Raw genomic sequence first — 15,050 nt, forward strand, 5'->3', positions numbered from 1 at the left:
GCAGCAGTGAAGGCAATAGGGAGCGCTCTATTGTCTTTTTCTGTGATATATTTCCGCATTATATTCATCTAAGGGAGGATACAATCATGAAAGCCGTCAAAGCAGAAATTATCGCCGTTGGTACTGAGCTACTGCTCGGTCAAATTACAAATACGAATGCGCAATACCTGTCTCAGCAACTGTCCTATTTGGGCATTGATGTGTACTACCAGACCGTTGTGGGAGATAATTTGAATCGATTGAAGCAGGCAATCGAGCTGGCAAGCAGCCGTGCGGATGTGGTCGTATTTTCCGGCGGAATTGGTCCCACACAGGATGATCTGACCAAAGATGCGTTGGGTGAAGTACTAGGACGTTCCCTGCACATTTATCCAGAAGCGATGCAAAAAATCGAGAAGTTCTTTGAGGGACGCGATAAGCCAATGACGGAAAATAATCGCCGTCAGGCAATCATTCTGGAGCACAGCCACCCACTTGACAACGAAGTCGGTCTTGCCGTGGGTATTGCTATCAGTCAGGACGATAAGCATTATGTTGTACTGCCAGGTCCACCGAAGGAATTGAAGCCGATGTTCGAGCAGCAAGCGGTGCCTTGGCTGCTGACAAATGTATTGTCCGGTGAATACCCGATCTATTCCAAAATGCTGAAATTTGCAGGTATTGGTGAGTCGGCACTGGAGGATGCGCTACTGGATTTGATTAGTGCTCAAACCGATCCAACGATTGCGCCTTATGCCAAGGAAGCCGAGGTGACGATTCGTCTCACAACCAAAGCACCGGATGAGAAGCAGGCGATGGAAAAACTGAAGGCGATGGAGGCGGTCATTCGGGATCGTCTGCCAGATCATATGTATGCTGATCAGGACATTCGTATTGAGCAGCAGATTTTGCAGATGATGACAGGTATGAAATTGACGCTGGCAGCGGCAGAAAGCTGCACGGGCGGTCTAATTATGGAAAATCTCACCAGAGTACCGGGCAGTGCGCTCGTCTTCATGGGTGGGATCGTATCGTACTCCAACGAAATGAAGGAGCAACTGCTTCAAATTCCGCATGAGTTGCTGGAAGGCGAGAATGCGCCAGGAGCAGTGAGCGAAGAAGTGGCAGAATTGATGGCGCAGGAAGCGCGTAAGATTCTGGATACTGATTTTGCCGTTGCCGTAACCGGAGTGGCAGGTCCAGGCTCATCCGAGCGCAAGCCGGTCGGTCTCGTATATGTAGCGCTTGCCGAACGTAATCGCGATACCCAAGTGTGGCAGCTGAATTTAAAAGGCAACCGCGAAGCAATTCGCATCCGTTCAGCGAAGAGTATCATGTATCGGCTCTGGCTTCGCCTCAAAGAGCTTCAGGAGGAACAGCTTGGCTTGACAGGTCAAAGAGGATAAACGTCCATTACAGACAGTCTACGGGCTTGCAGATCCTATATAGCTATGCTATGATCACTCTAGCCGGAAGAACCGCAGCAAACCTTTGCTGCGGTTTTTTGTTTCATATGGGATAAAAACATGTAATTCTTACATAACGGCCGCACAAAACAGTTCAAAAAAGTTGCCATTTTGTATTGCGTTCACAATTTACAAAATTTGGTATATAACGAATGGAGGGCTGCAAAAAGACGAATATATGTTCGAAAAAAGCTTGGCAAAATGCGAAAATTGCAGTATAATTAGTTTATAAACATTGAGAAGGATGTGAGCTGATTGTCAGATCGTCGTGCTGCGCTGGATATGGCGCTTCGTCAAATAGAGAAACAATTCGGTAAAGGTTCCGTTATGAAACTCGGGGAATCTACGCATATGCAAGTTGAAGTTGTACCAAGTGGATCGATTGCTCTGGATATTGCTTTGGGAACAGGCGGAATGCCAAGAGGTCGGATCGTTGAAATATATGGACCTGAATCTTCAGGTAAAACTACCGTTGCTCTGCACGCTGTTGCAGAAGTACAAAAAGCTGGCGGTCAAGCAGCATTTATTGATGCTGAGCACGCGCTGGACCCGCAATATGCTAAAAACCTGGGCGTAAACATCGATGAGCTGCTGCTTTCCCAACCGGATACGGGTGAACAAGGTCTGGAAATCGCTGAAGCTCTCGTACGCAGTGGTGCAGTCGACATTATCGTTATCGACTCTGTAGCGGCACTGGTGCCAAAAGCAGAGATCGAAGGCGAAATGGGTGATTCCCACGTCGGTTTGCAAGCACGTCTGATGTCGCAGGCATTGCGCAAACTGTCTGGTGCAATCAGCAAATCGAAAACAATTACAATCTTCATCAACCAGCTGCGTGAAAAAGTCGGCGTTATGTTCGGTAACCCGGAAACAACACCAGGCGGTCGTGCCTTGAAGTTCTACTCTACGGTACGTCTTGATGTGCGTCGTATTGAAGCTATCAAAAACGGTAACGATATCGTCGGTAACCGTACACGTATCAAAGTTGTGAAAAACAAAGTGGCACCTCCATTTAAACAAGCAGAGATCGACATCATGTATGGTGAAGGTATCTCCAAAGAAGGTAGCTTGATCGATATCGGTACGGAAAAAGATATCGTTAATAAAAGTGGTGCTTGGTATTCGTATGATGGCGAACGTATGGGTCAAGGTAGAGAGAATGCGAAGCAGTTCCTGAAAGAAAATCCGCAAATCTCCCTCGTGATCGAAAACAGAATTCGCGAACTGAGCAACCTGAGTACGTTGGTGGAATCTCCTTCGGATGATCAAAAACGCAAAGAAGAACTCGAAGAACAAGAACTGTTCTCGGAAGCAACTGAGTAATGTAGTCATTGCAGGTTCTGTTATCTGGATATTTCGGATAGAGCAAATCAATACAGCCAATCACCGGTTTGTGCCAGCATTCCGGTGATGTTAAGCGCCTGTAACGTATATTACGTTCAGGCGCTTTTTGATATGCAAGAGATAGGCAAGTCAATCTGCATTGGAGAAGGGAACTACAACGATGAATAACTTTAGATCTTTTCGCAAATCATCCCGCAAGTCTTCTCGTTCACAGCAAGCTGAAACGAATGAACAACCCAATGACTGGGAATCAGAAGAAGAAGAACTCGATCAAAAAGCGGATCGATTGGACGATTTTCCCGATAATGGTGAATTGGAGATCATTTCCGTTGAGCCGGTACGCTGGCCAAGGTTTCATTATCGGTTAACGTTTGGCGAGTTGAACCTAATCGTGCATGAAGATGTAATGATCAAATATCGTATGCTCAAAGGCTATTCATTTACAAAAGATGCCTTGCAGGAAATTATGGCAGCGAACGAACTACAGGCAGCGTATGCGTCCTCTGTCAATTATCTGAGCTATCGTTCACGAACACGTACAGAAGTAGCACGCAAATTGCGAGAAAAAGAATACGAGAGCCATGTAATCGAAGCGACACTAGAACGGTTAGAGCAAGAAAAGCTAATCGACGATGGATTATTTGCTCAGCAATGGGCAAAACAGCGTGTGCGTACACAGAAAAAAGGCAAAGTGTGGATTAGACAAGAACTTCGGCAAAAAGGTGTAGATCAGGAGCAAATTGAACAAGCGCTTGGTGATATTGACGAGGATGAAGAATTGAACAGTGCTGTCCTTATGGCGCAGAAGAAATGGAATAGTACATCCGGTCAGTGGCTGGATAAAAAACGTAAAACGATGGCGTATTTAATGCGTCGTGGATATTCCTCTGATCTGATTCGTCGTGCGTTAGCTCAAGTGGAGCAGAAGCAAGATGAAGATGAGGAAGAGTAATACCGTTATAACCAAAGGAAATACATGCAAAAGGCAATGAGAGGTACTTTCAACAATATAGGTCATTCATTTATAGCTTACTCATATACTATTCCTATTCTATTAGCATCAAGTGTCTGATTTGGAACAAAATCTGCATTTTGAACACGATATAACAAAAGGGAACTGGACAACTATTGTCCAATATTAAAGAAAGTAAGCTGTTTTGCACACTGGGGCGGATTCATAATGTTGTTATCTTTGTGCAGATAGTAAAAATCGGAGCAACACAATAATAACGAAATCAACTGTTTTTGCTTTTACAGCGGCATATATACGTTGTTACAAAGCAAGTGTACAGACAGAAATGCCAATTGCTTGACAATGTCTTTTGGCAAATAATAAAATGGATGTGTACAGTTTGTCATTTTTGCGTCATTTTTAGCTTATTGACACCCGGTGATGCAATGCAGACAGACTGTTGCACAAAGGCTTGAACAATGAAAATGTTTATCTCCCTTGAACAGGGAATTGGCACATGTACCCGCATGGGCGATGAAAGAGATTGTAAAGGGATGAAGCATTGCATTACCAATCAACAATGGTGGTAGTTCCCAAGGAATACCTTGGAGGAATCAGCGAGGAGGTGAACAGAATGGGTTATCTCTGGATCATAATTCTCGTTGTTGCCGCATTATTCTTTGGGTTCGTGATCGGATATTTTATTCGCAAATCTCTTGCAGAAGCTAAAATTTCCAGTGCAGAAACTGCTGCCGCGCAAATCGTGGAAAATGCAAAAAAAGAAGCAGAAGCACTGAAAAAAGAAACAGTTCTGGAAGCAAAAGACGAAATCCACAAATTCAGAGCTGAAGCTGAAAAAGACATTCGTGAACGTCGGAATGAAAATCAACGGCTGGAAAGACGATTGTTGCAAAAGGAAGAGTCGCTGGATAAAAAGCTGGAATCACTGGAACGCAAAGAAGAACAAGTGGCTAACAAAGAGAAACGTATCGAAGAGACACAGCAACAAATCGAACAGCTCTATAGCAGCCAAGTAGCAGAATTGGAGCGTATCTCCAATCTGACCATGGAAGATGCACGCAGCATTATCCTGAGCAATGTTGAGCAGGAAGTGCGTCATGAGACTGCACAATTAATCAAAGATATCGAACAACAGGCGAAAAACGAAGCGGACAAAAAGTCGCGTGAAATCATCACACTTGCGATTCAGCGTTGTGCGGCGGATCACGTGGCAGAGACAACCGTTTCTGTTGTCACCTTGCCTAATGAAGAGATGAAAGGCCGGATTATCGGTCGTGAAGGCCGTAACATCCGGGCACTGGAAACATTGACAGGTATCGATCTGATCATCGATGATACACCGGAAGCGGTTATTCTATCTGGCTTTGATCCGATTCGTCGTGAAATTGCTCGTACTGCACTGGAGAAACTGGTGGCTGACGGACGTATTCACCCGGCACGTATCGAAGAAATGGTGGACAAATCCCGCCGCGAAGTGGACGAGCGTATCCGCGAATACGGAGAGCAATCCACATTCGAAGTTGGTGTACACGGTTTACATCCAGACCTGATCAAAATTCTGGGACGACTCAAATTCCGTACCAGTTATGGTCAAAACGTGCTGAAGCACTCCATGGAGGTCGCTTACCTTACTGGTTTGATGGCCGCTGAACTGGGTCAAGACATTACGCTTGCTAAACGCGCAGGTTTGCTGCACGATATTGGTAAAGCGCTTGACCACGAAGTGGAAGGTTCTCACGTAGAGATCGGTGTCGAACTGGCGAAGAAATACAAAGAGCATCCGGTCGTTATCAACAGTATCGCGTCTCACCACGGCGATACCGAGGCGACTTCGATTATCGCGATGCTGGTTGGCGCTGCGGACGCATTGTCTGCTGCTAGACCAGGAGCGAGACGCGAGACGCTGGAAACGTACATCCGTCGTCTGGAAAAGCTCGAGGAAATCTCGGAATCGTTCGATGGCGTCGAAAAATCGTATGCGATTCAAGCCGGACGCGAAATTCGCGTTATGGTTCAACCGGATAAGATTGATGATGCAGACAGTTTCCGACTGGCACGTGACATCACGAAAACGATTGAGAATGAACTGGATTATCCAGGGCATATCAAAGTTACCGTTATCCGTGAAACACGGGCGGTCGATTACGCAAAATAAAGAAGCTGCGAAAAGTGACCTGGATAACGGGTCACTTTTTGCATATGAAGACGGAGGAGAATCATCATTAAAGTCATTTTTATTGGAGATATTGTTGGTAGTACAGGACGCAGAGCGATTAAAGCAAGCCTTCCAAGGTTAAAATCAAAGTATAACCCGGATATCATCATAGCGAACGCGGAGAATTCGGCTTCTGGCAGAGGTTTGACACGTAAGATTGCCAATGAGCTGTTTGAGCAAGGCATTCACGGGATTACGATGGGGAACCATACATGGGATAATAAAGAAATTTTCGATTTTATTGATGATGAGCAGCGCATGGTTCGTCCAGCGAATTTCCCTCCTGATACACCGGGACGTGGATACACCATTATCAAAAATGGTGGCAAGCAGCTGGCAATCATCAATTTGCAGGGTCGCACCTTCTTGCCTGCGATTGACTGTCCGTTCCGCAAAGTGGACGAGATCATGGATGAGCTGAAAGGCAAAACCAACGCGATTCTGGTCGATTTTCATGCGGAAGCAACGTCTGAGAAAATCGCGATGGGCTGGCATCTAGAAGGACGTGCGTCGATGGTCGTTGGTACCCATACTCACGTTCAAAGTAATGACGATACTATTCTGCCTGGCGGTACGGCTTATCAGACGGATGTAGGTATGGTCGGTTCGCGTGAAGGTGTGCTTGGCATGGAGAAGGAAGCAGTACTGTATAAGTTCCAAACCCAGCTTCCTGCACGTTTTCAAGTCTGTGAGGGCAAATGGCATTTTCATGCGGTATTCGTAGACATTGACGATCAGACGGGCAAAGCGAAAAAAATCGAAAAAATACGCATGTACGAAGACGAATGGCATATGGATTAATTATAATGGATGCTGGGATCAACAGAACTCTTTGTGATCCCACCTTGCAGCGAGCGGTATTAGCGTCGCTGTAGAGGGCATTCTTGTATGATGATCTTTCGTTCAACAACGGCGCCCCATCATCCTGGCGAAGAGAATAGACAATATAATGATTCGGACAATATGCGGTCTGAAAATATATTTGTCCATTACGCAATGTTCAGCTCAAAAAAAGAAGGAAACGAAAACAAATCCTCGAATACTAACTAGACGCAATTCCGATCATTTTTGAAGCTAAGCCATCATTCATTCCTAGGGGAGGTACTTAACATGGAAGTATTAAAAGTGTCAGCAAAATCCAACCCGAACTCAGTTGCAGGCGCCCTGGCAGGGGTGTTGCGCGAGCGCGGCGCTGCCGAGCTTCAAGCCATCGGAGCGGGTGCATTGAACCAAGCGATCAAAGCTGTAGCTATTGCCAGAGGATTTGTAGCACCAAGTGGAGTTGACCTGATTTGCATTCCTGCCTTTACCGATATTGTGATTGATGGAGAAGACAGAACAGCCATGAAGCTCATCGTGGAGCCACGGTAAGGATGCGCTGAAAAGGTAGAAATGAGTAAAATATGTGACCTGCATGCCTTTTTACTGAAAGCGTGCAGGTCTTTTTGCTGAATCGGTTTTCATTTTCATAGCAAAAGATGTATAATAATATTGTATGTGTAATAGCGTTTGTGGACTTGTTCCTATACGGGGAATGGCTTGTTGCCGATGGCATAATGTAGCATTCCCATATGGATAATATGCGTCTTATTTTCTGATGAGCATGAAGTACGTGTATTTTGTTACAAGCGTATACAGAATAGCTAAGGAGTGATATTCAATGAGTAAAATCGTATCTGTAGGCGTATCTGCTCGCCATATTCACCTGTCTCAAGAGCATGTGGAGATTCTGTTCGGTGCTGGTTATCAACTGACTGAATTCAAACCACTGTCCCAACCAGGTCAATTTGCTGCCAATGAAACAGTAGAGGTTGTTGGTTCCAAAGGTTCTTTCCCTAAAGTTCGTATTCTGGGTCCTGCACGTTCTGCAACTCAACTGGAAGTTTCCATGACTGATTCGTTTGCGATCGGTGTAAAAGCACCTGTACGTGAATCTGGTCATACAGAAGGTACACCAGGTATCTTGCTCAAAGGACCAGCTGGTGAAGTGCAAATCGAGGAAGGCGTTATCGTGGCTGCACGTCACATTCACTTCCATACTTCTGATGCTGAAAAATGGGGCATCAAAGATCAGGACAAACTGAATGTTCGTCTGTCTGGCGAGCGTGGCATTGTTCTGCAAAACGTAATTGCACGTGTATCCGATTCGTTTGCACTGGATATGCACATTGATACAGATGAGGCAAATGCTGCTGGTGCACGCACTGGCGACACTGCTGAAATCATCGACTAAGCAGTATAGAAACTATCATTTGCAAGCTCAGGATCGCTACGTATGGATCTGTGACGCTTGCTTGATGATAATGAAATAGCACAAGCCAAAGCCGAAATGCGGTGTGATTCGCAACAGGGAGAATGTGAGTTCTGTCCTGTTGCTGATTCATGCAGCGTTTCGGCTTTTTGTTATGTTGAGGGTATTTGCTAGTTATGATGCTGAAACTGCACCAAAATACATGAATAACTTTGCTGATTCCAAAGTAATATTCTGCTACTATAAGACATATCCATTAGAGTCTATACAGCGTAATTTATACAACGTAATCCATATAACGTAATTCATGAACATTCGTTACCCATCACAACGATTCATTTCATTTGCAGGAGGGAAAATGATGAATTATCGTATCAGTTTGACATTGCTGCTGTTTCTGTTGATGAGCTACCTACCCGTATATGATCAGGCGGATGCTGGGTCTGCGCTGAATGAGCCGAAATTGTTCAAAAAGCTGGATCAGCTGAGCAGTGAGCAAATCATTCTCGTAATCGCTGATCGGCAAAGCTCCATCACTGGCAGACTATATGTATACGAAAAGCAAGAGAGTGGCTGGAAGCGTCAGCTTGGTCCCATCTCCGTCGTATTGGGCAACAAAGGGCTTGGTAAAACCAAAGAGGGCGATGGTAAAACGCCGCTGGGTACGTATACACTTGGTACTGCATTTGGCAGTAGTAATCAAGCACCGATAGGACTCAAAACCGATTATCGAACAGCGGGAGAGGACGATTATTGGATCGATACGCCGGGTTCACCGGACTATAACAGCTGGGTTGCATATGAAGGCAATCCGAAAGAACGCTGGTCTTCATTTGAACGATTGAATAATCCGTTATACCAGTATGCGATGGTGATCAATTACAATATTGATCCAGTTGTTTCTGGAAAAGGCAGTGCGATTTTTATGCACATCTGGCGTGCATCGAATAAACCGACGGAAGGCTGTATTGCGATGTCTCAGGACAATTTGCTACGCGTGATGAAAATCATTGATCCAGAGTTGAATCCGAAGATTCGGATCGGTGTAGGCTCGCAGATATATTAAATATAGACCGAGATAAGCGAATATATGATGTATAGGAATGGAAGGCATAGGGACAGCAGTTGGAGATTCCTTGCTTTTTATATAGATAGTGCCATGCTATAATTACAGGTGATGCTTTTTTGTTCATTTGGTTGTTGATGTTGATAACAATACAATTCACATATCTAATGATGATCGAGGTGCAGCGTATTTACCAGCAAGGTCCGCAGGTAAATTACAGAGTGAAACAGACGTACATAACACTCTGAAGCAGCGCTGCAAACGATACATTCTGGAAATGTTTATGGTGGGGGAGTGACAGCATAGCATGTCAAAACAAACAAAAGATTATTCCAAGTACTTTGACTTTTCCGATGCGAAGGTGATCTCGGAAGACGAAAATGGCAAAAAAATCCGTATCCGCGGACGCGATATTCATATTGTTTCCGAGCCGAATCAGCGCGAAGAAAAGAAGCGCGGCAAGCAGGACGTACAGGTTATGTACGAAAATGCGGTTCCTGAGGAGCTGCGTCATATTGGCATTGGCAAGCATTATCTTGTCTATACATTTGGCTGCCAGATGAATGAGCATGATTCCGAAACGATTAAGGGTATGCTAGAGCAAATGGGCTATCAGGCAACCGAAAGTCGCGACGAAGCCGATATTATTTTACTCAATACATGCGCCATTCGTGAAAATGCGGAAGATCGTGTATTTGGTGAGCTGGGTCATCTGAAAACGCTGAAGCTGGAGCGTCCGGGCTTATTGCTTGGTGTTTGTGGCTGTATGGCGCAGGAGGAAGGCGTGGTCAATCGAATCATGCAGCGGCATAATTTTGTTGATATGATCTTTGGCACGCACAATATCCACCGTCTGCCGCAGCTGGTACAAGGTGCATTATTCAGCAAGGAGATGGTCGTCGAGGTTTGGTCCAAGGAAGGCGACATCGTTGAGAATCTGCCGAAAAAACGTCAGGGTATGCGCGGCTGGGTAAATATTATGTATGGCTGCGATAAATTCTGTACGTATTGCATCGTGCCATATACGCGCGGGAAAGAGCGCAGTCGTTTGCCACAGGATGTCATTGCGGAAGTGCGCGAGCTGGCACGTCAGGGCTTCAAAGAGATTACATTGCTAGGACAGAACGTGAATGCGTATGGCAAAGATCTGGAAGGCATGAATTATACATTTGGTGATTTGATGGACGATATTTCCAAAATCGATATTCCACGTGTCCGCTTTACCACCTCGCATCCGCGCGATTTTGATGATCGTCTGGTTGAAGTGCTGGCGCAGGGCGGCAATCTGGTGGAGCATATCCATCTGCCTGTTCAATCCGGTAGTAGTGAAGTGCTGAAAAAGATGAGCCGGAAATATAGCCGCGAGCATTATCTGGAACTGGTGGATAAAATCTATGCTTCTATTCCAAATGCCGTGCTGACAACCGATATTATTGTTGGTTTCCCCGGCGAAACAGACGAGCAGTTTGAAGAAACGCTGTCGCTGGTTCGCGAGGTAGGCTTTGACTCTGCGTATACGTTTATTTATTCCCCGCGTGAAGGCACGCCTGCCGCATCCATGGAGGATAATGTGCCGATGGAAGTGAAAAAGCAGCGCTTGCAGCGTTTAAATGATACAATAAAGCAGTACAGCCGCATCGGTAGCGAGAAGTTTCTCGGTCAGGTGGTGGAAGTACTGGTGGAAGGCGCGAGTAAAAACAATGAGCATGTGCTTGCAGGACGTACACGTTCGAACAAGCTGGTTCACTTTGAAGGTGCTGACCATTTGATCGGTGAATTTGTACATGTACAGATTACCGATTACAAAACATTTTACATCAAAGGCGAGCTGGTGGCAGAACCTGCAGCCATAAGCTGATTGCAGAGCGTTCTGCTGATATAGCCGTCTTTCTTGAAGGGAGATACTGCCCATGCAGCAGGAGCATAACGAACATCAGCAGGGACCGGTACATGCCATTCCTGATCTGGATACAAGCGGATTGCATATTCGCGAAGATATTATGGCGAAGACGAATCAGCTAGCATCGCTTATTTCTGAAAGTGAAGAAGTGGTGCATTTTCAAAAGGCGGAGCAGATGATTCAATCGCATGAACGAGTGCAAAGTCTGATTTCGCAAATTAAGAAAAAGCAAAAGGAAGTTGTTGCTTTTGAATCGATGCGTAATCAGAAAATGGTTGCTAGCATTGAAGCGGAAATGGAAGCATTGCAGCAGGAGATGGACGATATTCCGCTGATCTCGGATTACCAGCAATCGCAGGTAGAGATTAATGATCTGCTGCAAATGGTCATGTCCGCCATCTATAACACGGTATCGGAAAAGATCCATGTAGAAAGCGGTAAGGATTCACCGCCACCGTCCTGCGGAGATTAAACCATTCTGTGACTGCATAAGATAGTAGCGCAGAATAGGTTGGTACAACCATAGGAAGCATTAAACCTGTTTAGCATTCTCCTGTGGTACACAGACCAGTGATAAGCAAGGACGCGGATATATCATCCGCGTCTTTTTTGCGACATATGTGGGCTTGTAATGAGAAATTGTTGACTACGATCATCGAAAATGACCTTGATCTTATACTGCTGAATGGTTTTGAGAACAGTTTGCTTGATAGGGGCTGCATCGCCTTTGCCGACTGCATGTTATATAATAAAACACATAATGAATATTCTGCCGCAGCATGCGGACAAACAAGACAGAAAGAAGTGGACCGTATGGAATCTTCGTCTTATGACCGTGCACCGGTGTCGATACGGGAACATCAGCAGGGAGAAGAATTGCCCATATCGCTGCTCCTGCTAGCTGATCCAGATGAGATCGCCATTGGACGTTATATGAAGTATTGTCGCTGGTGGCTGGCGGAATATGAGGGGCTGACGGTGGGCGCTTGTGGTGCATTACAACGCGGTGGTGGAGAATGGGAGCTTATGAATATAGCCGTGCTGCCGGATTACGAGGGTCAGGGAATCGGCAGCCGTTTACTCAAGCATGTTCTGGAAGCGCTTGAGGAAGCAGGCGGCAATGAAATTACCGTTTGTACTGGGAATTCCAGCATCGGTCCGCTTGCCTTTTATCAGAAGCTTGGGTTCCGTATTACAGGTGTGGACACCGATTATTTTGTTCGGCAGTATGGCGAGCGCATTGTAGAGAATGGCATTGAGTGCCGTGACCGTATTTTATTGAATCGTCGTCTGGCATCTCCTTCCAGTCGGAGCACGCGACCATCCTTACTACCGGGATTTCAGGCAGGCGTCTATATTCGGATTGCTCAGGTACGCGATTCTGGTCCATTGATTCGAATGAAAAAGAAGCTGGATGCGCAAACGACATACATGCTGCTAGAGCCGGGCGAGCGAACGATGACGGAGCCGGAGCAGCGGGATATGATCCGTTATGCATTACGTAGTGCGAACTCCAATATCTTTCTGGCAGAATACGAAGGACAGATCATTGGCTATCTGGAAGCGATGGGCGGCAAGGTAGTGCGGAATCGACACACCATCTATATCGTGGTCGGCGTATTGCAGGAATATGCCAACCGTGGCGTCGGTCGTCGTCTTTTTCATACGATGCTGCACTGGGCAGAGGATCGCGGTGTACACCGGATCGAGCTGACTGTGCAATCGGTGAATCTGCGGGGCTTGCATCTGTATCGCTCGCTAGGCTTTCGCATTGAGGGGATTCAGAAGGACGCGCTACTGGTAAACCATCAATATGTGGACTTGATCCAGATGAGTTTGTTGTTGTAGTTGGCAAGTTGGTTTACAAGCTGTGAGGGATGTAGAAATGACATGAAGATATCTGCTGGATGTCTGGCGCAACTATGGGCGTAACGGAACCAACAATCATAATGAAATCATACTCAACAAAGAAAACGGAGGAACGCCCGATGACAGAATGGGATGACGTATTACAAGCAAGTGAGCAAATGTACTGGGGATTGCTGGGCTGCCGCCTAGTGGAAAGTCACCACGAATATATCAAAATCGGACTGACTGCTACAGCAAGCCATCTCAATCATATGCACATTGTCCATGGTGGGGTAATGATGTCTATGATGGATCAAGCGATGGGGATGATGGCGATGGCGGTGCAAGGTGGTCAGCCGTGTGTAACGACCAATATGAATACACATTTTGTACAATCCATGAGCGAGGGTGAGCTGTTTGCTAGTGCACGCGTTATTCATCAGGCAGGTCGCACAATGACGCTGCAGGCGGAGATTACGAACAGCGAAGGAGCAACCGGAGCCATTGCTACCGCTACCTTTATCGCTACTCGCAGCAAATAAAGATTGACCTTACTTTATTAATAGTTCATAATGATATTATCAAAAAGATAAAATGAACAGTGGTGATAAAAAATGACGGACAACAACAAACAGCATACGTATGATGTTAAAAAGTACCGTACACCGGATGGTGCGCCCGCCGATATCGTCATGTTTACCCTGACCAAAAAGGAGCGCAAAACGTTCACCAAAACCTTGCCTTTACGCGAATTAAAGGTCATGTTGATTCGCCGCCGTTCGTGGCCCTTTGCTGGTAAATGGGCATTGCCGGGCGGATTTTCACGCGATAACGAGTCGCTATTTGAAGCCGCTCAGCGTGAGCTAAAGGAAGAAACAGGCGTCGATGCACGACATTTGGAATATCTCGGCGTGTACAGCAAGCCCGGACGCGATCCGCGCGGCTGGATTATCTCGCATGCTTTTTTCGCATTGGTGGAAGAAGAGGTGCTGGAAAAGCGTCGTGCTGCTGATGACGCAGAGGAAGTCGGTTTATTTACGATTGAGGAAGCGTTAGACAAGCTGGAGCTTGGATTTGACCATCATGATATTATTCGCGATGCCTATATGCGGATTCAGGAGCAAATGCTCAGTACGGTAATTGCCAAAAAGTTTCTACCGCCGGAATTTACACTTAGTGAGCTATATCAGGTGATCAAGGCAGTTGTGCCGGATTTTGAAGAGCCGAATTTTATTCGTAAAATCACGTCGACTCGCAGCCGCAAAGGTATTATCGAGGAAGTGCGTGACGACGAAGGCAATCCGCTCAGCTCTAACCAATATTCTCAACGACCAGCACAGCTGTATCGGTTCACTGGTCTGATCCCGCGTTTATCCATTTATTCGTAAGGGGGATGTATAATGAAAGCACTGATCGTGATTGATTATACGAATGATTTTGTGGATGGTAAGCTGCCGGTAGGACAGCCGGGGATCGAGATTGAGAATCGGATTGTGGATGTGACGAATCAATTTGTGGAGCAGGGCGATTGGGTAGTGATGGCAGTTGATCTGCATGATGAGCAAGATTCCCTTCATCCCGAAGCCTCATTGTTCCCGCCGCATAATATTCGTGGCACCGTAGGACGAGAGCTGTATGGCAGACTGAAGCAGGTGTATGAGCAGCATCAACAGCAGATCTACTGGATGGATAAGACGCGTTATAGCGCCTTTGCCGGTACGGATTTGGAGATGCAGCTGCGTGCGCGTGGCATTACTGAGTTACATCTGATCGGAGTCTGTACGGATATCTGTGTTCTGCATACCGCTGTGGATGCGTACAATAAAGGATTCACTACAACGGTGCATGAAGATGCGGTTGCTAGCTTCAATCCGGCAGGGCATGAATGGGCGTTACAGCATTTTAAAGGTACACTTGGCGCAAATGTGGTTAAAGGATAATCATTGCATTGTTTGCAGCATCCTGTAGCCGGAAATGTGACTGCGTTCACAATTTCGGCTGCAGCGGT

General features: G+C 46.1%; 14 protein-coding genes. All 14 read left to right on the forward strand.

Going from position 1 to position 15,050, the window contains the following annotated elements; genetic code table 11:
• The first annotated feature begins 86 nt into the window (after positions 1-86).
• Complete coding sequence (locus ABXR35_RS05560; protein WP_367056597.1) at positions 87-1,385, forward strand: competence/damage-inducible protein A; 1,299 nt, start codon at positions 87-89, stop codon at positions 1,383-1,385.
• Between the two features lie 315 nt (positions 1,386-1,700).
• Complete coding sequence (recA, locus tag ABXR35_RS05565; protein WP_367056600.1) at positions 1,701-2,768, forward strand: recombinase RecA; 1,068 nt, start codon at positions 1,701-1,703, stop codon at positions 2,766-2,768.
• Between the two features lie 181 nt (positions 2,769-2,949).
• Complete coding sequence (locus ABXR35_RS05570; protein ID WP_367056603.1) at positions 2,950-3,741, forward strand: regulatory protein RecX; 792 nt, start codon at positions 2,950-2,952, stop codon at positions 3,739-3,741.
• 634 nt (positions 3,742-4,375) lie between these two features.
• Positions 4,376-5,917 (forward strand): ribonuclease Y, encoded by a 1,542-nt coding sequence (rny, locus tag ABXR35_RS05575; RefSeq protein WP_367056606.1) that lies wholly within the window; start codon positions 4,376-4,378, stop codon positions 5,915-5,917.
• Between the two features lie 66 nt (positions 5,918-5,983).
• A complete protein-coding gene (locus tag ABXR35_RS05580) occupies positions 5,984-6,778 on the forward strand; it encodes a TIGR00282 family metallophosphoesterase (protein ID WP_367061199.1) in 795 nt (264 codons plus the stop codon).
• Between the two features lie 309 nt (positions 6,779-7,087).
• The gene (locus ABXR35_RS05585; RefSeq protein ID WP_017813748.1) at positions 7,088-7,348 is read left to right on the forward strand and encodes a stage V sporulation protein S; all 261 of its coding nucleotides are present in this window, start codon (positions 7,088-7,090) and stop codon (positions 7,346-7,348) included.
• Between the two features lie 289 nt (positions 7,349-7,637).
• Positions 7,638-8,210: a phosphate propanoyltransferase gene (pduL, locus tag ABXR35_RS05590; RefSeq protein ID WP_367056610.1), complete on the forward strand. Its 573-nt coding sequence runs from the start codon at positions 7,638-7,640 to the stop codon at positions 8,208-8,210.
• A gap of 376 nt (positions 8,211-8,586) precedes the next feature.
• Positions 8,587-9,294, forward strand: coding sequence for a L,D-transpeptidase family protein (locus tag ABXR35_RS05595; RefSeq protein WP_367056613.1), 708 nt, complete (start codon positions 8,587-8,589; stop codon positions 9,292-9,294).
• Between the two features lie 307 nt (positions 9,295-9,601).
• On the forward strand, positions 9,602-11,152 hold the full coding sequence (miaB, locus tag ABXR35_RS05600; RefSeq protein WP_367056616.1) for a tRNA (N6-isopentenyl adenosine(37)-C2)-methylthiotransferase MiaB: 1,551 nt from the start codon (positions 9,602-9,604) through the stop codon (positions 11,150-11,152).
• Between the two features lie 52 nt (positions 11,153-11,204).
• Positions 11,205-11,666 carry a YlbF/YmcA family competence regulator gene (locus ABXR35_RS05605; protein WP_367056619.1) on the forward strand — a complete coding sequence of 154 codons (462 nt, stop codon included), beginning with the start codon at positions 11,205-11,207 and terminating at the stop codon, positions 11,664-11,666.
• A 341-nt stretch (positions 11,667-12,007) separates the two neighbouring features.
• A complete protein-coding gene (locus ABXR35_RS05610; RefSeq protein WP_367056622.1) occupies positions 12,008-13,042 on the forward strand; it encodes a GNAT family N-acetyltransferase in 1,035 nt (344 codons plus the stop codon).
• 140 nt (positions 13,043-13,182) lie between these two features.
• Positions 13,183-13,584, forward strand: a complete 402-nt coding sequence (locus tag ABXR35_RS05615; protein WP_367056625.1) for a PaaI family thioesterase — start codon at positions 13,183-13,185, stop codon at positions 13,582-13,584.
• A gap of 72 nt (positions 13,585-13,656) precedes the next feature.
• A complete protein-coding gene (locus ABXR35_RS05620; protein WP_367056628.1) occupies positions 13,657-14,430 on the forward strand; it encodes an NUDIX domain-containing protein in 774 nt (257 codons plus the stop codon).
• A 12-nt stretch (positions 14,431-14,442) separates the two neighbouring features.
• Entirely contained in the window at positions 14,443-14,982 is a 540-nt protein-coding gene (locus ABXR35_RS05625) for a cysteine hydrolase family protein (protein ID WP_367056631.1), read from the forward strand.
• Positions 14,983-15,050: the final 68 nt, after the last annotated feature.

Origin of the sequence: Paenibacillus sp. JQZ6Y-1 (assembly GCF_040719145.1) — a bacterium.
In the GTDB taxonomy this organism is placed as follows: domain Bacteria; phylum Bacillota; class Bacilli; order Paenibacillales; family Paenibacillaceae; genus Saccharibacillus; species Saccharibacillus kandeliae.